Source organism: Mycobacterium sp. Soil_C_30, from assembly GCF_057656995.1.
In genome coordinates this window covers 1-18,680 of the sequence record NZ_JBDGJH010000028.1, presented here as the reverse complement: position 1 = coordinate 18,680, position 18,680 = coordinate 1, and the positions used below count along the sequence as shown (strand labels likewise).

Here is an 18,680-nt window from a genome sequence, read left to right as displayed (position 1 = left end):
CTCACCTGCCCTTGTCGTCGCCGTCGGCCTTGGCCTCAGCTTTGTCGTTGGGAACGATGATCCGCCTGGTCGCGACGGGCTTTCCCTCGACGTTCTTGGTGACGGTCGGCGCCGCGGGTGGTGGCGGCGGGGTGGTGATGCGGCCCTGTACGGGGGCGCCGTTCTTCACCGACGGCACCGACACGCGTTTTGTCGCGGCCTTGTCGTCCTTGTCTTGCCCACCGGCTGCGCCGGCCATACCGCCCGGCGGCATCATCGGGTAGCCGCCGCCCATGCCGCCCATGGGGGCGCTTGCCTGCGCTGCCGGTGGTGCAGGTGGGGCCACTGATGCCCGTCCCGATGTCGGAACGGTTGAGCCCGTCGGTGTGGCGGCCGGTCCCAGCGCCGACATGGGCGTGGTGGCTCCCATACCGCCACCGCCGCCACCCGCGGAACCGCCTCCGCCAGAGCCGAGTTCGGTGTCGCCGGCCAGGATTTCACTGTCGAGGCCCTGAGTGGCCAGGTCTGCCGGCGTGACTTCCTTGCCGGCCTGCTGCATGGCACCCATGCCCTGTTGCAGCAGCTGCTGACCGGTCTGGGCGAGCTGCTGTGGAATCTGCGCCAGCGGTTGCAGCGCCCCGCCCAGTGCGCCCGAGATCGCCCCCGCAACACCGCCGATCATCTGCGGCATCTGTTGGGCCATCTGGGACATCTGGTCGACGCCCTTCATCTCCGCTTGTGCGGCTTGGTCTTGGGCGGGGAATTTCTGCAAGGCGTCGGATGTGATGGCTTTGCGTTCCGCATGGCCCTCCTGAGCTTCCAGATTGTCTTTGGGGTCACCTTGATTGGCGGCCAGTCCGAGTACCTGGAGCAACTGTTCGATTGGAGCAGCGCCTGCCATCACTGCATCCGAGACGATGGGCGGTGGCGGTGGAGTTTGGTCGGCGGCGAACCAACCCTGCAGATCAACGTTGAGAACTCCGCCTTGGCCGTCCTGTCCTGCTGGTGAAGTCATCGTGGTCCCCCTTGTGTTGCCATGCTCAACGCCTGGAACCAGGCGAAGTGGTATTTCAAAGTGGTTTTGTCTGAGGCTATGAGTCCGCTGATTGCAGCCAGCAGCTGCCAGTTGCCGACGTCATTGAGGTCGACGGCATCAGGGTAGGACTTGACCACTTTGTCGCGGATCGTGGTCAGGTGCTCGTAAAGGAGGTCTGCTTCGGTGTCGAGCACCCCAGTACCTGCGATGCCGGCCTTGGCCAGGGTATGCGCCAGTCGGGGTAACCCGTCGCGCCAGTTTGTGGCCTGGGTGAGCTCCCAGTTGAGCTCATCGATATCTGGGACCTGTCGGGCCCGGAACGTCATCTCAACCGGCTCAACATCTTTGGCGTTCGGTAGATAGTGGCCCGGCGTCCAGATCGCGTTGTTGGTCGTTTCTCCGAGAAGATGTTCCAAGCCCCCGCGGCGCTTCTCCGGGGCTAGGAGGTCCACGCCTTTGGGTATCTCGATGTGCGGAGGGATCCAACCGGACGCCAAGTCGGTGACGAGGACCGTCGACCCGTCTTCTCGATCTCCGATGGCCCACTTGAGTTTTGGTTCTTGACGGGCGACTGCCTCGAGGAGTCTGTCGAGCCTGGCCTGTGCCATGGATTGTTCTGCCGCTGCGCCTGCGACCGCGCCGGTTGTTGCTGAGGTGAGGGCGTTTTCGACCATGCCGGTCGGGTTCGCGGTAGTTGGTGTTGCGGCACCGGGTTGTTGACGGACGACGGCGGGCTGGTTGCCGGCCGCTGTACCGCTGGCCGGGTTGACCGGAGCAGCCGACAGCGGCGCTGCTGCGGGCGGGGGAGGGGCTGCCGCCGCAGCCGGTCGAAGGTCGGAACCGTAGGCCGGCAGTGGTCCGGCTGGTGCCGCAGGTGGCGCTGCTGCAATGGGTGCGACGGGAGCGGCAGGTGCCGCTGCGACCGGTGCCGCATACATGGGTTGGGAGTGTGCTTCTGCTGGTGCGGGTGGCGCAGCGGGCTCTGAAATCACCTGCGGCGCCTCATAAGCGAAGCCGCTGGACGCGACCGTGGGGGCGACCGGTGGTGGTGGAGGGGCTGGGCTTTGTGGGGCTTGTGACTGCACGGTGTCGGAGATGCCCTGCGAGAGTGCCTCCGCGCCGGCAGATGCCGGCGCTCCCGCCTGGACGCCGCTGTTGAAGCTCTGTGCCAGATTCTCCGGGCTAAGCGGCTGGGAGGCTGAACCGAGGTTAGCGGGGGACGATAGGCCCGCGTTGCCGATGCCGCCTCCGCCGCCTGCGGCCCCGCTCAGGGTTCCGGCTCCGGCGTTGGCCGGCCCGGCGCCTCCGGCGAAACCCCCAGGAGGAGATGTGATCGTCGCGGGGGGCGGTGAACTCACCTGATTTCCGTCGACGCCGACACCGTTTGACGCGCTAGGATCTCGAATGACGGAGGCAGGGGTCGGTAGGTTCGGACCGACAGTTTCGGGCTCATTGCCCATCCCTGCGCGGCTGAAGGCTTGTTGATCGGTGAACTTATCGACAGGATTTGCCCCTTCAGCCGGTGCAATAAGATCTTCCACCTGGCTCGATGAGCTCTGACGCAAATCTGAGACGCCTTTCGCGTTAGGTTCCGCAGCGCCAGTGGCATTTTCTAGTCTGTTCTTGACGAGCTGTGCGAGTGTTCCTTCGCTAGGAATCGCTGGCGCCCGGCCGAGGTCGACATTGTGGTCGCGTGCGAACTGCTCCAGCGTCCTAACGTCTCCTTCAGCGGCCAGGATCTTCTGAATTGCCTCGCTTACTTTCAAGCTCCACGTATTCGATTTACGGCTGGCATTTCCGTTCGCTTCGACGATGGTGCTAACAATTTGTGTAACCTTCGTTAGCGACTTGCTTGACTGAATTTGTTCGATCTTCTCGTTGCCAAGTGCCGCGATCTGACGAAGATCGGAGCGAAGACCTTCGAGTGCTTCCGCAGCTTGCCTATACGATTGAGATTTCACACTGTTCTTCTCTGAAACGCTGCCCGCGTGTGTTTCGCCTTGCGAGAACGCCGCCCGAGCCTCTTCCGCGGAGCGGCCTTCCTGCGGCGATAAGGCGCCATTTCGGGTGCTCGTGAGGCGATGCTGGAAGTCGTCGAAGCTGTCTCGGATGGATGCTCGGCGTTGGGACGATGACATCGCGGAATCAGTCGATGATGACGCTGGCCACCATGCCCCCACTAGAAGTTCTGACCATGCGCCGGGCGGATCGCCAGTCACTGGCAGGCCTTCACCACTTCGGCATCCGTTTCATCGAGCAAGTCATAGACGGCGTCGAGTTCCGTTTCTTCAGCATCGGCCAGATTCAATAAGGTGGTCTGTTGGTAGGTGATAGCGAGAGTTCGGAGGGCATTCGATACGTTTAATGGAGCAGCGGGATAATCTACTAATTTCTGAAGTAGATAGTCAGAGCTCGCAGACGCGCTAAGGCGAACATTAGTCGCGACGATGTACGTGATTGTGGGGTCATCGCTACGCCGAGAAGCGGCGGTCCGTGTTGCTCTGCCGACTAACGCGTGCGCGTCACATAAGGCGGTTTTTGCGTCCGCAATTTCCTGCTCACTGTACGTGGTGTCACTATTTGCCGCAGGGGCGTCTGTCGCGCCCTCGGGGCGAAACCATGAACTTACCGCCACGGCAACCGCAATTATTGCAACGGCGAGAGCAGCGATCGTCAGTCTGTTGGAAGGCTTCCCCGCAGTCGGAGGGTCCACAGGGGGGGTCGGCGGCCAAGTTCCCCCCGGCGTGACTCCGTAAGTTGAGCCAGTCATACCCTGATCGTAACGCGAATTGTTCTGGTCGCCATTCACTTGTCTGGCGGGCGGGCACAGGCTATCGGGATCTGACGACGAGGCGTCTGCACACAAATTCGCAGGTAAGGGCCTGTCGTCCGCCTGCAAATTGGCGAATTGACCACGTGCCACCCGGTAGTAGGCTCAGTTTCACATGTTTGCTATCAGGGGGGTCATCGTTCAAGTGACGTAGAGGTCATGTGAACCGGCGCCAATCGTTGGCGCAGCGGCGGTCTCGCCGATGAGGGCGCTCAGAAGCTCGCTCGTTGTGCAGTGGTTTTGGATCTTCGGTGGCTTTGCTGCTACTGCCGACTTCGAGGGCATTTTATATGAGGCGCACTCGCAGCCCCTACGGGCGGCAGAACCATTCATCGCCGAAAGGTCAATCGCCGCAGGCCTCGTCGACGCTCAGGCCGGCTGCATCTAGCTTTTCGTACACGGCATCGAGTTCGCTCTCCGAAGCATCGGACAGGTGCAGGAGCGTGGTCTCTTGGTAGGCAGCAACCAATTCACGGGCCGCGATTGCTAAATCTTCGGGCGCAGCAGGGTTGTTCATGACAGTTTGACTTAAGTAGTCCGCGCTCGAAGTAGCGCCGAGACGTACATTTACCGCGATAATGAACGAAACTGTTGGATCCTCACTCGACTGGCTGCCGGCATTCTGAGTTGCTGTGGCGATTAGACTGCGGGCATGGCAGATGCGAGTCTGCGCTTGATCGATCTCAGTCTGACTGTATTGAGTCGCAACATCGCTTGACGCGATCGCGTTGCTCCAATGAGGGAGCAACCAGGAAGCCGCCTCCAAGGCCATAGCGACGATGGCGATCGCCAGCGAGGTGAACACCAGGACGCTCCACCGTTTCTGTCCAGGCCGAGGTCCTGGCGGTGGCAGGCCAGGTTGTGGTTGCCAAGAACCCCCGGCGCTGCTTCGGTATGGTGAGCCAGTCATGGCTTGATGGTACTGCCGATATCAGAGGTTGCCATTCACTTGCTCGGTGGTGGCTAGCGCTGACTTTGACACAGTGCGTCCCATGGTCGTTTCTATCTCTTTAGTGTCCCGGGCGTTGCGATTGGTGGCAAATCAAAGAACTCCCCCGGGGGAAAGTCTCATTTGCAGGCCTCTGCAGCCTCGGCATCAGTTGCATCAAGCTTTGCGTTCACTTCTCCAAAGGAATCCGAAGGCGCAGCGGCTAGTTGACCCATTAAGATTTCATCGTATGCAGAAGCCATCTCGCGAAAGATGCGAGCAGTCTCTTGTGGCAAGGCGGGGTTATCGGCCAGGGCCTGACGCAAGTAGCTAGCGTTAGCATGGATAGCGAGGCGTGCATTTATCGCAATCATAAAGCGACTATCTGGGTCGTCACTGTTTTGCCCACCGGCCGTGGTTATTGCATCCCTAACCTTTGTGTAAGCATCGCACACCACGACGGTAGCCTGCCTCGCCTCTTCCTCACTGAAAAGCGGTGCCGGCTCCGACGATGGAGCGGCGTTGTTGTTTGTAGGGCGGAAGCAGGCCCCGACGACTACCGCGATTGCTATCAGCGCGGCGGCGACAAAGGTGATTGCAAAATTTCGGGATAGCTTCCTCGCAGGAGGAGACCCGAAGGGTGGGCTGGGTGGTGGCGGTTGCCGAGCGACCCCCGGCGTGACCCCGTATGGCGCGCGAGTCATAGCATGATGGTATAGCCGATTATCCGTCCCGCCACTCACCTGACTCTTGAGAGGGTGGGGTTGGACAGGGCGTCTCCGTACCCCAGACGCCGTGACCCGTCGGCGTCCGGATTTTCCTTATTGAACGCAAACGGTGTGTTGTCGACCGCCAAGCCTTAGTACGCGCAGAACGTATCTGTTGCTATAAGGGCGTCATCCAAGTTGAAGTTGAATGCAAACCGGTACCATCCACAGTGGCGAACCTCGCGGATGAGGGTCCTTAGAAACTCGCACGTCGTGCGGGGTGGAACGAACTGCTCGCAGTATCCGCAGTTGCTCCCTCGTGGCCCGCAAAGGCCGACGGCTAAGGCTCCGTTAGAACACCTTGGTAGTCCACGTAAGCTGCAGCGATCGCGCTGCGGTTCTTACTCGCGTTTGAGGCCGCCACGCTCGAGTCAGCCGAAGGCCACCAAGGTCCGACCAATAAGTCGTCCCACGCCCCCGACCTTGACTCATTCATTGGCAGGCCTCAACTACCTTCTTGTCGGCCGCATCGAGACGTTCGTAGACCTCATCCACTTCCGTTTCCGGAGCGTTTGACAGGTGGGTGAGGGTTGTCTCCTGGTAGGCGTTAGCGAGACTCCTTACTGCGTCAGCTAGCTCCGGCGGAGTCGCTGGGTTAGCGTCCAGCTTTGATAGGAGATACAAAGCACTTATTGTTGACCCGACTCTTATGTTTACTGCGATTACGGCCTTGATAGCAGGATCATCACTTGTTTGCCGGCCAGCAGTCTGCGTAGCTCGAGTTATGAACGAGTGCGAATCGCAGATTGCGCCCTTGGCACTCGCGACTTCCCCTTCGCTGTAGGCGGGCGTACTGACAGGCGCAGCACTGGCCTCATTTACTGGCCTAAGCCAAGACCCAATCGCTACCGCGAGCGAGGTCAGTGCCACAGCTATAGCCACTACTACGGGCATTCGTGAGGGTTTGGTAACTGATGCAGGTAGTGGAGGCGGTCCGGCCGGCGGTTGCCAAGAGCCCCCCGGCGTGACTCCGTATGATGAGCCAGTCATTGCTCGATGGTATCGCCGACGATCCGTCCCGCCATTTACCTGTCTCTTGAGAGGCTGGGGGTGGCGGGACGTTCTTGTTAACTCAGATGCCCTGACTCGTCGGCGACCGGATTTGCTTACTGGGCGCGATTGGTGAATTGACGACCCGCAAAGCCCTAGTACGCTCGGACTGTACTTGTTTGCTACCAGGGGGTCATCGTGCAAGTTGACGTCGAAGTCATGCGGACGGGCGCGAACCGTTCGTACACGGCGGCGGGTCTCGCAGATGAGGGCGCTCAGAAGCTCGCTCGTCGTGCGGTGGGTTCTGGCATCTTCGGTGGCTTTGCTGCTGCCGGCGATTTCGAGGGCATTCTGTCTGAGGCGCACTCGCAGCATGTGGAACGCCTGCGTAATCACGAGCGGCGACTGGGCGTGCTCGGCGATAAGGCTCATGTCGCGGCGTCGGCATTCGTCGATATGGAACGCCGCAACGCTGAAGCGCTCCGGGCGGTGGCGTGGCAACTTACCCAAGCCTGAACCACATCCCCTTGGGGATGTTGTTGGCCGCCGGCGATCCGTGGCGTGCCGATGAGACGTTACAAAGCGGCGATCCGGGGGAGATTGCGGAGCTAGCCACCGCGTTTCGAGATGCAACCGCTTGCACCGAGGAAACGTTCAAGGAGTTCGCCCAAGCGCGTGAGCGGTTTCAGGCGTCCTGGAACGGGGAGAACGGCGAGCGTCCAATCGATGACTCCGCCGAGGTTCAGCGGGCAGTGACCCGGCTTTTCGTGCAATCGGAGCAACTCCCTGCGATCGCAATTGATCTGCAGAACATCGCGGCGGATTTGGCCGAGGCGGAGTCGCAATCCACCGCCAAGATCGAGAGCCTCAACAGCAGCCTCGAATCACTTGACGCATCGGTTGGCGTGGCGATCGCGAATGACGAGGACTACTCCGGTCTGCTTGACCAAGCAGAAGAAGCTACGCGCTCCGCCCTCGGAGAGGTCGAGCGAATCCGCGACACCTATACCGACAAGCTCGAAAGCGCAGCTTTCGACTTGCGGCTCAAGCATGGCTATGACCCCGCCGCTATTGAGGACGTGGACGGTGATGGTGAAATCAGTCCCGAGGAGCGGGGGCGCACCGCGCCGGAACACTACGACGCCAACCAGCGCGCCAAGGACGAAGCGCTCGTGAACGGCGGCGGCCCCATGACCCCTGAAAAGGCCGCAGCCGAAGCACGATTGCGGGATTTCGCAATCACTACCAACCCTGCGGCCAGCGCTGACGCTAGAGAGTTGGCAGCACAAAGACTCGATGACTTCCGCATGGCCCACTTCGTGGGCCCGCTACCGCGAGACCCACTGACGGGAGTCGATGCACGCGCCCGAGCGCAAGCTCGACTCGAACTGCAACGGCAATTCGAGCAGGGTTACTCAGGCGCTCCGGCACAGACGCCGGACCAGGCCACTCGGCTGCTCAACGACGGTGAGGTCGCGGGGCGCGTCGCTCTTACCAAAGAGACTTACAACACTCTCATTGAGGCGGGCATGTCCAGTGACGGAGCGTTGCGGTGGATTAGTGAGGTATCAGGCACAACAGGCAATTTGGCGACCGGGGCGCAGGAGTGGGCTGACGGTATCCCTCGTGGGGAGCACGCGCGATGGACCGACTACTTAAGCCCTAAAGATGCTGAGGTGTTCGGAAAGATCGCCGGGCGCGTTTCCAAGGTCACCGACGTTGTACAACTTCTCACGGCTGCCGACGCCTGGGCGAACGGTGATGAGCACCGAAATGAGAAGGCGGGTCAAGCTCTCGGTGGCCTGGCGGGTGGATCCGGCGCCGCTTGGCTGGTGGGCCTTGGCGCAGCATCTCTCACTGGCCCATGGACTACCGCCGCACTGGTGATCATCGCCGGCGCAGGAGGAGGTCTTCTAGGCTCAGCTGGCGGTGGCGCTGTCGGCAGACAATTCGACTAGCAACTTACGGGGTGGAAGGCAGACTGTTGGATCAGATCAGCTACTTCGCGGCGGTCAGCGGCCTTACCCCGGCGCGCACGTGGTTCTGGATTGGCGCCGCAGGTCTAGTGCTTGGCGTGGTTGGCAGTCTTTTCCCGATGTGGAGATCGGCCTCGTTGTCACCAGACTCGCTGATGCGTCGCTTCTACTGGGCCGGCTCGGCGTTTTTTGTTGTTTGTATCTTCATTTCGCAGGTGCCGGACTGGAAGGACGCTGCGTTCGGCGCTTGCGCATTCGGGCTCGGTCTTGTCGCTATCGCGTTCTTCCGCAGCTCTCACATCAAGATCGGCGACAAAATCTACGCGGCGTGGCCATCCTACCGCCGCGCTGACCGGCCACCGGCGCTCAGCGACGAGGCGCGAGACTGACGCGTCGCAATTAGATCCGCCAGTGTCGAAGCATTCGACCATTACCTGGTGATGGAAGGCAGGATCGTGGAGCAGATTTGTTGCCTTGCGGCGAGCGCCGTTCCCGCTGCGCGCGTGTGGTTTTGGATAGGAACCGCGGGCCTCGCAGTTGGCGTGATCGGCAGTGAGTTCGCGATGTGGAAGTCGGCGTATTGTCGCCGGACTCGATCAAACGCCGCTTCTTTTGGTGCGGCGCAGCATTTGTCGTTGTATGTCTCTTCATTTCTCAGGTGCCAGATTGGAAGGACGCCACTTTCGGCGCTCTCGTTTTCGGCTCTTGTTTCGTCGTAATAGCGTTCTTCCGGAGCTCGCACATCAAGATCGGTGACAAGATTTATGCGGCGTGGCCGTCCTACCGCCGCCCCGATCGCCCGCCGGCGCTCAGCGACGAGCCGAGGGATTAACGTCGGTGTTGCAGATCTGGAAGGGTTTGCAGCTTCCGCCGCCCCGTGAGGTTTGAGGGCCAATGTCGGATGCTCTGTGCTTGTGATCGCGGCAGTGGCGTTGAGGTCGACGGGCGAGGCTGACGCCCAGTCTCCAGAACAAGACCCAATCGTGTCGAAACCTTGACTTGACCGTCGAGGGCGGCGCCCCGAACGATTAAGGGATGCGCCGACTACTCCGCGTGCTCTGCGCTGCCGCCTGCGCGACGATGTTGGCGCTGATCTCGGCGCCGATCGGACAAGGGCAGTACAACCCGTGGTTCGCCAACAGTGTCGGCAACGCCACGCAGGTGCTCGCGGTGACGGGCACCGGCGGCTCCGACGCGAAAATGGATGTCTGGCAGCGCAACGGCGCGGGCTGGCAACCGGTCAGTGCGGGCATCGGGGCGAAGGTGGGGTCCAAGGGCATGTCGCCCGACCACTACGAGGGATCGATGCTGACCCCGACGGGCATCTACACGTTGGACTTCGCCTTCGGCACGGCGCCGAGTCCGGGTGGCGGGCTTAAGTATGTCCAGGTCGGACCCGATCACTGGTGGGACGGCGACGTGAACAGCCCCACCTACAACACCATGCAGGTCTGCCCGAAAGACCAGTGCCCGTTCAGCCTGTCCGGCGGCACGGAGAATCTGCAGATCCCGCAGTATGCCCACGCCATCGTGATGGGCGTCAACAAAGACCGGGTCCCCGGCAAGGGCAGCGCCTTCTTTGTGCACAGCACCGACGGGGGACCAACGGCCGGGTGCGTCGCGATCGATGACGCCACTCTGGTGTCGATCATGCAGTGGCTGCGGCCCGGCGCGGTCATCGCTGTCGCTGAGTAGTCGCTTGTAGCCGGGCGCCTGCGCACATGGTCCCCCTCCGGCAGCGCGTGGGGCAGAAACGAGAAACCCCTCCGAACACCACAAACCCGCCGCCCTCACTACAGGACCAGTTACAAGGTGATCGTCAAACCGGCTGTCCAACGCACCACCAACGTCGGTAACCAAGGTGGCAACTCCTCAGTGAACAACCGCCAGCTCGGCCCCGGAGAACACCCAAACCGCTTAAAGCGCCAGCGCGGCACCGGGCGTCAGCTTGAAGTCCAACCCTTTCAACGACATCGTCGCCTCATAGGTGCGCTGGTATCCCGTCGACGCGATCTTCCACCCCGCAGGGGTGCGCCGGTAAGTGTCGGAGTAGAAGGCCGCACCGATCAACATGAAGTCGAAGTCGGCCACGATCACCCGATCCTGTAGGTACCAGGTCCCTGTGGCGGTATCGCCGTCGACGACGATCTCCGGGTGGGTCACCCGGTGCTCGGTGATGACGTTCGCGGGCAGCGACGATCGCATGTACTCCACCAGCGACGCGCGATCGGTGAAGTGATGCTCCTCCCCGACGGACGAGCCGTAGTCGCCCACCACGTCCTCGGTGAGCGCGTCTTCGAAGTCGGCCCAGTGCTTGGTGTCCAGTGCCCGCAAGTACTGATACTTCACACGTTCGATGTCTTCGCGATCACCCATGCAAGAACAATTAGCACACGTTCTAGTTTCACTTGAGCAGAACGAGTTGCGGAGCCGGCTTTCGACCATAAGGTCACAGCGTGACGAAACTCCTCGACGGGTACTTGAGGTCGCCGCTGTCGGGCATTGCGCCATGGATCTTGTTCTCGGTGCTGTCCACACCGGGGCAATTCGAGGTGGCCGTCTGCGTCGCGCTCGGTCTCGCTCTGCTGACTCTGTGGCTCGGCCACCGCCGCGGTCTCGGTGTCTACGCGCTCGACGTGCTGGGTGTCTTGTTCTTCGCGATCCTGGCCGTCATCGGGCTGGTCGTCGACGATGCCACCGTCGAGTTCCTCGAGGTCTGGGCGGGCGAGTTCACCAACATCGTCTTGGCGGTGTTCGTCATCGCCACCATCATCGCGCGCCGGCCTTTCACTCTGGCCTACGCCAAGAAGGAGACACCCGAAGAGTATTGGGACAGCCCGCTTTTCCTGAAGATCAACTACGTGATCTCAACGGTGTGGGCGGGTGCATTCGTCTTCAACGCGGTGATGGGTTTCGTCGGCGACGCGGTTCTCCACGATCCCGGTAACTTCTGGACAGCGTGGGTTCTGCAGTTGGCGGCCATCTTCTTCGCGATCGCGTTCACCGAGTACTACCCGGACCGGGCATCCGGGGACCAGCCGCCGTCGCTGCTGAAACTGTTCGACTGGCTGCCGATGTTCGTCCTCATCGCCGGAATCTTCGCACTAGTCACCGATGCGCTGCCCGACGCCGCCGGTATCGGCATGATCGCGGTGGGTATCGTCGGTAACGCGTTGGTGAGCAAGCTTTCCCCGCCGAAGGAGGCATCCGAAACATGAGCAGACTGTCTGTCATCTACTACTCGGCGACCGGGCACGGCACCAGGATGGCGCAGCGGGTGGCCGACGCCGCCGAAGCTGCCGGTGCCGAGGTTCGGTTGCGGCACATCGCCGAGACGCGGGACCCCGAATCGTTCAGTAAGAACGACGCCTGGGTTGCCAACTACGAAGCGACCAAAGATCTTCCGATTGCCACCGGTGACGACATCGTGTGGGCGGACGCCGTCATCTTCGGTACGCCCACCCGATTCGGGTCGCCGGCTTCACAGTTCCGCGCATTCATCGACACCCTCGGCGGGCTGTGGGCGCAGGGCAAGCTGGCCGACAAGGTGTACTCGGCATTCACGTCCTCCCAAACCGATCACGGCGGGCAGGAGACCACCCTGCTGGCGCTCTACATCTCGCTCATGCACTTCGGCGGGATCATCGTCCCGCCCGGGTACACCGACGGGCTGAAATTCGCCGACGGCAACCCGTACGGCGTCGGGCACGTCACCGGACCCGAGAACAAGGCGGAGCTGAGTGACGCCACCCTTGCCGCCCTGGATCACCTGGCCAAGCGCGTCGTCTCGGTGGCCGATCGTCTCAGCTGAGGTAACGGATCACCATCTCCACCAGCGTGCGCCGTTCACGCTGCCAGTCGATGGACTGGTTGACGATCATCTCGGCCAGCACCATGCCGCGCAGCGCCGCCCAGATCACCTCGGCGACGTCGTGGTGGGCGGGATCATCGGAGATAAGCCGCCCAAGACCGCTGATGGCGTCGTTCATCTCCATCAGATGACGCATCGAAGCCTCACCGCGGGTGGCCCGCAGAATCTCGAACGCCGCCAGTGAGGTGGGGCTGCTGTAGCAGTTCCAAGCGATGTCGACGACGGTCTCGATGCGCTTCGCCAGCGGTAGGTCGCTGACCTCAGCCGTCGACAGGCTGTCCAGCAGTTTGGCCACTCCGTCGTCCACCACGGCCATGAGCAGGCCATTCCGGTCGCCGAAGTGGTACTGGATGACGCCCCACGTGACGCCGGCGCGTTCGGCCACATGTTTGGCCGTCGCGGCGGGGAAGCCCTCCTCGACGATGCAGTTCACCGTCTCGTCGATGATCTTGGCCCGCGTGTCATCGCCGCGCTTGCGAGGGGCGGATGTCTTCCGGGTGGGGGCTGCACTTGTCATCGTTGACTTTATAACATTGTCGAGTCTATGTTTGGGGCGTGACTGCAGCCCACAGCCGTTACGCCTCGCTGTCCAGGCAGGAACTCGCCACCCTGGTGCCTGAGCTCCTGCTCATCGGTCAGCTGATCGACCGCTCCGGAATGGCTTGGTGCATCAGTAATTTCGGACGCGAAGAGATGCTTCAGGTGGCCATCGAGGAGTGGATGGGTGCCAGCCCCATCTACACCCGGCGAATGCAGAAGGCGCTGAACTACGAGGGCGTCGACGTCATCACCATCTTCAAGGGTCTGCAACTCGATATCGGTGCCCCGCCGCAGTTCATGGACTTCCGCTACACCGTGCACAACCGCTGGAACGGGGAGTTCCACCTGGACCACTGCGGCGCGCTGCTCGACGTCGAGCCCATGGGCGAGGACTACGTGCGCGGGATGTGCCACGACATCGAGGACCCGACGTTCGACGCGACGGCGGTGGCCACCAACCGCCGCGCCCAGATCCGCCCCATCCACCGGCCGCCGCGGGTTCCGGCCGATCGTCACCCGCATTGCGCGTGGACGGTGATCATCGACGATTCACATCCGCCGGTGGAGGATCACCCTCATCTGGCTCTGGTCAACGAAAGCCGCGCTGCCAGTTGGGAGTTGGCGCCCATCGAGGCGGGTGACGACGGACAGTCAGACTACTCGGGTGCGCTGCTGGCCGACTTCGACTTCGCGGCGTTCTCCCATTCTGCGCTGGTGCGCATGGCCGACGAGATCTGTCTGCAGATGCACCTACTGAACCTGTCCTTCATCGTCGCGGTGAAGAAGCGGGCCGACGACGCGCTGGCCGCCGAGATCTGCACCAAACAGCTCACCGGTCTGGCCGGGGTGGCCGCCGAACGTATTCACAGGGCGCTGAGCCTGCCCGACGGTGTTGCCGGCGTGCAACAGGTCCTCGAACTGCACCCGTTGCTGAACCCGGCGGGTTACGTCGACGCCGAGATCGAAAATGGTCGTGTACACGTGCGCCGGTCGGCGGCCCACGACGACGGTTCGTGGATCTCGCTGTGCACGCCGGCATCAACACGACCGCTCGAGGCTGTCGCGACTGCGGTGGACCCTTACATCGGCGTTCAGCTCAGCGGTACCGACGACGACTGGACGCTGGAACTGCAGCACCGCGACACCAAGGCAAAGGAACTGTCCGAAGTGGAGGTCGCGAAATTCAGTGGGGGAGCGACGTTCCAGTTCGAGGCCCGTAAGTCCTTGCCGCTGACCGTGGTCTGAGCCCGTGCCGTATCGGGTGGTGCAATGGGGCACCGGGGAGATCGGCCGTGAATCGCTGCGGGGCATCCTCGAACACCCCGATCTGGAATTGGCCGGGGTCAAGGCATTCAGCGAGGACAAGAACGGCGTCGACGCCGGTGTCCTGATCGGGCAAGAGTCAGTAGGCGTCACCGCGACCACATCCCTGCAGGACGCACTGGCCGGGCAGGTCGACTGTGTGCTCTACACCCCGCGCACGCCGTCAGTGGACGATGTCTGCCACCTCTTGGCGGCCGGTATCAACGTGGTGACCACCTCTTTCGCTTTTCACCAGGCGCGGGCGGGCGCACCCGAGCTACTCGAGGCCAGCAAGCGCGGAAACAGCTCACTGCACGGAACCGGGCTCAACCCCGGCAATCTGGGCGCCGTCCTGCCCCTCGCCATGGCGGGGATGTGCCGCGAGATCGAACAGGTCACCATTCAGGAACGCGCCGACTGGTCGATGTACGACAGTGCCGAGATCACTTTCGGTCAGATGATGTTCGGCGCCGAGCTTGCTGATGTCAGCGTCGACAGCCCGTCGCTGCGCTACACCAGTGAGCTTTTCCAACAACAGGTTTGGTTGCTCGGCGATGCACTCGGTGCCGATCTGGACGAGGTGGCCACCGAACTCGAGATCGTTCCCGCCGAGGCCGACGGCGAATTCCTCGGTCGCACACTCGAAGCGGGAACTGTCGCGGGGCAGCGGTGGCGTTGGTCCGGCCGGCGCGCAGGCCACACGGTCATCCAGGTCGAAACACTGTGGATGCTCGGTCAACGTCAACCCGAGCACTGGCCGTCACCGCAACACGGCTGGACGATCACCATCGAGGGCAGCCCGTCGCTGCAAGCACATGTGGTGACACTGGCCAGTTTCCGGCGCGACGTGCCGCTGAGGGAACACGTGCACGCGGCCAGTGTCGCGACCGCCATGCAGGCCGTCAACGCGGTTCCCGCCGTGTGTGCCGCACCCGCGGGATTTGTCACCATGGCCGAATTGCCGTTGGCGTGGTTGCCGCGCATAGCTGCCTCATAGATTGCGCGGGGCGGGGTGTCGAGTTGCCCGCACGCTGCCCGTAGCGGCTAGGGTGGCCTCTCGACCGCCACTTACCGGTGAACACAAGGTGCAACTAGTGAGCGACCCTTTCGGGTTGTCTATCGGAACAACCAACCTGGTCGCGGCGCGTGTCGGAGCTCAGCCCGTGACGCGCCGCTCCGTGTTGACCCTGTATGGGCACCGTCCCGCAGAGGTGGGTCTGCCGTCGGACAATCCGAATCTCACCGAGCCCGGACTCGTCCTGCGTGGTTTCGTGGAACGCATCGGTGACCCGGTGCCGCTGGTCGCCGTCGACGGTTCGCCCCACCAGGCTGACCAGCTGCTGGTCGAGGCCCTGGGAGCGATGGCCGACGCCGCCGGAGGCCCCGGTCCGAACAGCGACGTCGTCCTCGCGGTGCCCGCGCACTGGGCGCCGACCGCCGTCCGCGCTCTCGAGGCGGCGCTGCGGGGCGACCGCAAACTCGCCCCGAGTGGCGTGCTGCCCCGGCTGATGTCCGATGCGGTGACCGCGTTGACCGCGCTGCAGGTCAACCCCGGCCTGACCACCAACGGCATCGTCGCACTGCTCGACTTCGGGGGCAGCGGCACCAGCATCACCCTGGCCGATGCCGCGGCAGGCTTCCGTCCGGTCACCGAGACCGTGCGCCACCTGGATTTCTCCGGCGACCAGATCGATCAGGCCCTGCTGACCGCGGTGCTGGCCGACATCGGCAACCGCGGCGACGTCGACCCGTCGGCCACCGCCGCAGTGGGGTCGCTGGCCCGGCTGCGCGACGAATGCCGTCGAGCCAAAGAACGCCTGTCGGCAGAAACCGCCACCGCGGTGAATGTGCAGCTGCCCGGTGTGAGCACCGAGTCCCGGGTGACGCGAGCCGAACTGGAGAGCCTGATCGGGCCGGCTCTGGAGGGTGTGCTGGCCGCGCTCGATGATCTGCTGCGGCGCAACCGGATCAACTGGTCCGACATCACCGCGGTGGGCACGGTCGGCGGCGGCGCCTCCATTCCACTTGTCACACAGCGGCTTTCCGAGCGATCCTCTGCGCCGGTGGTCACGACACCGATGCCGGCGCTGGACATCGCCGTCGGCGCCGCACTGATCGCCGCGCGTGGGCCCGACGCCGACGCACCCACCGGGTTGTCGACGGCTCTGGGTGAGGCGGCCACGTCGGGGATCGGTGTAGCGGGCTGGGCGGCGGATCCCAACGCGCCGGGATCCTCGACGTTCCGGGCACTGGCCTGGTCGCAGGACGACGACAGCGCGGCCGATCCGGTGCCCTACGAAGGTGATTACCAAAGCCCGTACGAGGCGCCGAACCCGTACGCGATGAACACCGGAGCCCGGCCCCAGATCGAGTACACCCCGGCGACGGGCACCTTCGAAGAACCCACGTCGCGGTTCCGGTTCCCGCAACTGGCGCTGGCCGCCGCGGCGCTGATCGCGGTGGTGGCTCTCGGCGGTGTGGCCTACACGCTGACCACCGACTCGTCGAGCACGGAGCCGACCACCCCGCCCAGCATCGCGCCCCCGGTGCTGACCACCCAAGCGCCGCCACCGCCCCCCGAGACGACGCTGCCCCCGCCGCCGCCGGAAACGACGTACGTTCCGCCGCCGGAGACGACGTACGTCACCATCACCCCGAGCCAGGCGCCGCCCCCACCACCGCCGCCGGAGACCACCACCACCACCACGACGACGCCTCCGACGACCACCACAACCACCACCACGACGACGACCACGACACCGACAACCACGACGACGACCACGACACCGACAACCACGACACCGACAACCACGACGACCACTCCGCCGCCGATGACGACGACGCACCTGAACATCCCGTTCCTACCGGTGCCGATTCCGATTCAGGTGCCGAACCGGGAGTCGCAGCAGCCGTTCCCCTGATCCTTGACAAAAACATTTGTCAAGGCTGACCATCGAATGGTGTTCGACGTCGATGTGATCGCAGACCCGGCCGCCGCGGCGAGCGCGCTGGACCCCATTCGCAGCCGCATCCTCGCCGAATTGGGCGAACCCGCGTCCGCGGCGGTGTTGGCCTCGCGACTGGGCCTTGCCCGCCAAAAGGTGAACTACCACCTGCGCGCGCTCGAAGACCACCACCTGGTGACCGTCGCCGACGAACGCAGGTGGGGCGGGATCAAAGAGCGGATGCTTGTCGCCACGGCCTCGTCGTATGTCGTCTCACCGGCGGCGCTGGGCCCGGCCGGAGCCGACCCGGGACGTATGACGGACCGGTTGTCCGCCAGCTATCTGATCGCCGTGGCCGCACGGACGGTCCGCGAAGTAGGGGGGCTCTGGCGGGCGGCCCGCGAGCAGAACAAGCGACTGGCGACCCTGTCGGTCGACACCGAGTTGAGTTTCGCCTCTCCCGCCGACAGGGCTGCGTTCACCGACGACCTCGCCGGCGCCGTCGCTGCGCTGGTCTCGAAGTACCACAATGCCGGCGCGCCGGGCGCTCGGACGTATCGCCTGGTGGTCGGTGCCTATCCAACCCCGAACTCCACCAACTGAGGAGCGCCACATGCCCATGCGCAAAGACGAATCCGGCCGCCGCTGGGTCGAGGTGGAGGTCGTCGTTCCCGGGTCGCCGGAACAGGTGTGGCAGGCCATCGCGACGGGCCCCGGGTACAGCGCCTGGTTCGCCCCCGCCACCATAGGCGAATACGTCGGGGGCACAGTTGAATTCGACTTCGGGGACGGCACAACCTCGTCGGGACCGGTGACGGCCTGGGAGCCGCCCACACGGTTCGCCTACGAAGAGGTGGGTTGGAGTGGAGAGGCGCCGCCGGTGGCCACCGAGGTCACCGTCACCAGCCGCAGCGGTGATCAGTGTGTGGTGCGGATGGTGCACAGCCTGTTCACCGACCGCGACGACTGGGACGACGAACTGGAGAGCTTCGAGAGGGGCTGGCCGACGTTCTTCGAGGTCCTGCGGATCTACCTGGCCGATCACGCGGGTGAGCCGGCCGCGACCGTCAACGTCGGCGCGTCACCGTCCGGTACCGAAGCGCACGTGTGGAAGGCGCTGGTCGACGCGCTCGGCGCCCGCGAGGCAGATGTGGGCGACGTCCTCTCGCTCGGCACCCCGCGCATCCTGGGCACGGTGGAGCAGACGCAGCAGAATCACAGGTTCCGGCAGCTGCTGATGCGGCTCACGGAACCCACCGCCGGGGTGTTGGTGGCTGGCACCTGCACCGTGGGCGGCCAGACCATGGTCAATGTCAGCGTCTACCTCTACGGGCCGGAGGCGGCACAGTTCCCCGTTGACGACGAGTGGATGAGCTGGCTGAGCGCCGTGTGCGACGCCGCGGCAGCGCCGAGACCGACGTAATTCCGGTTTCGTCTCGCTCATAGTCAAGTGGTTGAAGAAACATTTACGCGGTTTGGCTAACGAGTGCGGCTAAGCGTTGGGCTGGGGTGTCGA

Annotated in this window: 16 protein-coding genes and 1 pseudogene; 12 read left to right on the top strand and 5 right to left on the bottom strand. The window is 63.4% G+C overall.

Annotated elements, in window-relative coordinates:
• Position 1: 1 nt before the first annotated feature.
• A complete protein-coding gene (locus AC3A6P_RS32450) occupies positions 2–994 on the bottom strand; it encodes a hypothetical protein (protein WP_487696499.1) in 993 nt (330 codons plus the stop codon).
• The gene (locus tag AC3A6P_RS32445) at positions 991–3,153 is read right to left on the bottom strand and encodes a DUF5631 domain-containing protein (protein WP_487696498.1); all 2,163 of its coding nucleotides are present in this window, start codon (positions 3,151–3,153) and stop codon (positions 991–993) included. The genes AC3A6P_RS32450 and AC3A6P_RS32445 overlap by 4 nt, the downstream gene beginning before the upstream one ends.
• A 17-nt stretch (positions 3,154–3,170) precedes the next feature.
• Between AC3A6P_RS32445 and AC3A6P_RS32440 the strand changes: the two genes are divergently transcribed.
• Complete coding sequence (locus AC3A6P_RS32440; protein ID WP_487696497.1) at positions 3,171–3,326, top strand: hypothetical protein; 156 nt, start codon at positions 3,171–3,173, stop codon at positions 3,324–3,326.
• Between the two features lie 862 nt (positions 3,327–4,188).
• Here the strand turns inward: AC3A6P_RS32440 and AC3A6P_RS32435 are convergent.
• Positions 4,189–4,650, bottom strand: a complete 462-nt coding sequence (locus AC3A6P_RS32435; protein WP_487696496.1) for a hypothetical protein — start codon at positions 4,648–4,650, stop codon at positions 4,189–4,191.
• Between the two features lie 2,141 nt (positions 4,651–6,791).
• Between AC3A6P_RS32435 and AC3A6P_RS32430 the strand changes: the two are divergent.
• The 4 genes and pseudogenes from AC3A6P_RS32430 to AC3A6P_RS32415 form a co-directional block, all read left to right on the top strand.
• A pseudogene (locus AC3A6P_RS32430) lies at positions 6,792–7,046 on the top strand (DUF2563 family protein); the annotation flags it as partial.
• Positions 7,025–8,488, top strand: a complete 1,464-nt coding sequence (locus tag AC3A6P_RS32425) for a putative alpha/beta hydrolase (protein WP_487696495.1) — start codon at positions 7,025–7,027, stop codon at positions 8,486–8,488. The pseudogene AC3A6P_RS32430 and the gene AC3A6P_RS32425, both read left to right, overlap by 22 nt.
• A gap of 26 nt (positions 8,489–8,514) precedes the next feature.
• Positions 8,515–8,895: a hypothetical protein gene (locus tag AC3A6P_RS32420; protein WP_487696494.1), complete on the top strand. Its 381-nt coding sequence runs from the start codon at positions 8,515–8,517 to the stop codon at positions 8,893–8,895.
• A 646-nt stretch (positions 8,896–9,541) separates the two neighbouring features.
• A complete protein-coding gene (locus AC3A6P_RS32415; RefSeq protein ID WP_487696493.1) occupies positions 9,542–10,201 on the top strand; it encodes a L,D-transpeptidase family protein in 660 nt (219 codons plus the stop codon).
• Positions 10,202–10,423: 222 nt separating this feature from the next.
• Here the strand turns inward: AC3A6P_RS32415 and AC3A6P_RS32410 are convergent, their stop codons facing one another.
• The gene (locus AC3A6P_RS32410; protein WP_487696492.1) at positions 10,424–10,882 is read right to left on the bottom strand and encodes a nuclear transport factor 2 family protein; all 459 of its coding nucleotides are present in this window, start codon (positions 10,880–10,882) and stop codon (positions 10,424–10,426) included.
• 80 nt (positions 10,883–10,962) lie between these two features.
• Between AC3A6P_RS32410 and AC3A6P_RS32405 the strand changes: the two genes are divergently transcribed.
• Together AC3A6P_RS32405 and wrbA are read left to right on the top strand one after the other, a co-directional pair.
• Positions 10,963–11,724: a DUF3159 domain-containing protein gene (locus AC3A6P_RS32405; protein ID WP_487696491.1), complete on the top strand. Its 762-nt coding sequence runs from the start codon at positions 10,963–10,965 to the stop codon at positions 11,722–11,724.
• Positions 11,721–12,317 (top strand): NAD(P)H:quinone oxidoreductase, encoded by a 597-nt coding sequence (wrbA, locus tag AC3A6P_RS32400; RefSeq protein WP_487696490.1) that lies wholly within the window; start codon positions 11,721–11,723, stop codon positions 12,315–12,317. Before AC3A6P_RS32405 ends, wrbA begins: the two co-directional genes overlap by 4 nt.
• Here the strand turns inward: wrbA and AC3A6P_RS32395 are convergent.
• Complete coding sequence (locus tag AC3A6P_RS32395) at positions 12,310–12,894, bottom strand: TetR/AcrR family transcriptional regulator (protein WP_487696489.1); 585 nt, start codon at positions 12,892–12,894, stop codon at positions 12,310–12,312. The two genes, wrbA and AC3A6P_RS32395, sit on opposite strands and share 8 nt — an antisense overlap.
• Before the next feature lie 38 nt (positions 12,895–12,932).
• Between AC3A6P_RS32395 and AC3A6P_RS32390 the strand changes: the two genes are divergently transcribed.
• From AC3A6P_RS32390 to AC3A6P_RS32370, 5 genes are all read left to right on the top strand, one after another.
• On the top strand, positions 12,933–14,162 hold the full coding sequence (locus AC3A6P_RS32390; protein WP_487696488.1) for a hypothetical protein: 1,230 nt from the start codon (positions 12,933–12,935) through the stop codon (positions 14,160–14,162).
• Between the two features lie 4 nt (positions 14,163–14,166).
• Positions 14,167–15,216: an NAD(P)H-dependent amine dehydrogenase family protein gene (locus AC3A6P_RS32385; RefSeq protein ID WP_487696487.1), complete on the top strand. Its 1,050-nt coding sequence runs from the start codon at positions 14,167–14,169 to the stop codon at positions 15,214–15,216.
• A gap of 97 nt (positions 15,217–15,313) precedes the next feature.
• Positions 15,314–17,140 (top strand): Hsp70 family protein, encoded by a 1,827-nt coding sequence (locus AC3A6P_RS32380; protein WP_487696486.1) that lies wholly within the window; start codon positions 15,314–15,316, stop codon positions 17,138–17,140.
• Positions 17,141–17,179: 39 nt separating this feature from the next.
• Positions 17,180–17,767, top strand: coding sequence for a helix-turn-helix domain-containing protein (locus tag AC3A6P_RS32375; RefSeq protein WP_487696485.1), 588 nt, complete (start codon positions 17,180–17,182; stop codon positions 17,765–17,767).
• 10 nt (positions 17,768–17,777) lie between these two features.
• The gene (locus AC3A6P_RS32370; protein WP_487696484.1) at positions 17,778–18,587 is read left to right on the top strand and encodes an SRPBCC family protein; all 810 of its coding nucleotides are present in this window, start codon (positions 17,778–17,780) and stop codon (positions 18,585–18,587) included.
• The last annotated feature ends 93 nt before the right edge of the window (positions 18,588–18,680 follow it).

Bases quoted from the DNA above. Each gene is read 5' to 3' on its own strand.
- AC3A6P_RS32450 (WP_487696499.1), bottom strand. From the start codon at position 994: ATGACTTCACCAGCAGGACAGGACGGCCAAGGCGGAGTTCTCAACGTT.
- AC3A6P_RS32445 (WP_487696498.1), bottom strand. From the start codon at position 3,153: ATGTCATCGTCCCAACGCCGAGCATCCATCCGAGACAGCTTCGACGAC.
- AC3A6P_RS32440 (WP_487696497.1), top strand. From the start codon at position 3,171: ATGACGCTGGCCACCATGCCCCCACTAGAAGTTCTGACCATGCGCCGG.
- AC3A6P_RS32415 (WP_487696493.1), top strand. From the start codon at position 9,542: ATGCGCCGACTACTCCGCGTGCTCTGCGCTGCCGCCTGCGCGACGATG.
- AC3A6P_RS32410 (WP_487696492.1), bottom strand. From the start codon at position 10,882: ATGGGTGATCGCGAAGACATCGAACGTGTGAAGTATCAGTACTTGCGG.
- wrbA (WP_487696490.1), top strand. From the start codon at position 11,721: ATGAGCAGACTGTCTGTCATCTACTACTCGGCGACCGGGCACGGCACC.
- AC3A6P_RS32395 (WP_487696489.1), bottom strand. From the start codon at position 12,894: ATGACAAGTGCAGCCCCCACCCGGAAGACATCCGCCCCTCGCAAGCGC.
- AC3A6P_RS32370 (WP_487696484.1), top strand. From the start codon at position 17,778: ATGCCCATGCGCAAAGACGAATCCGGCCGCCGCTGGGTCGAGGTGGAG.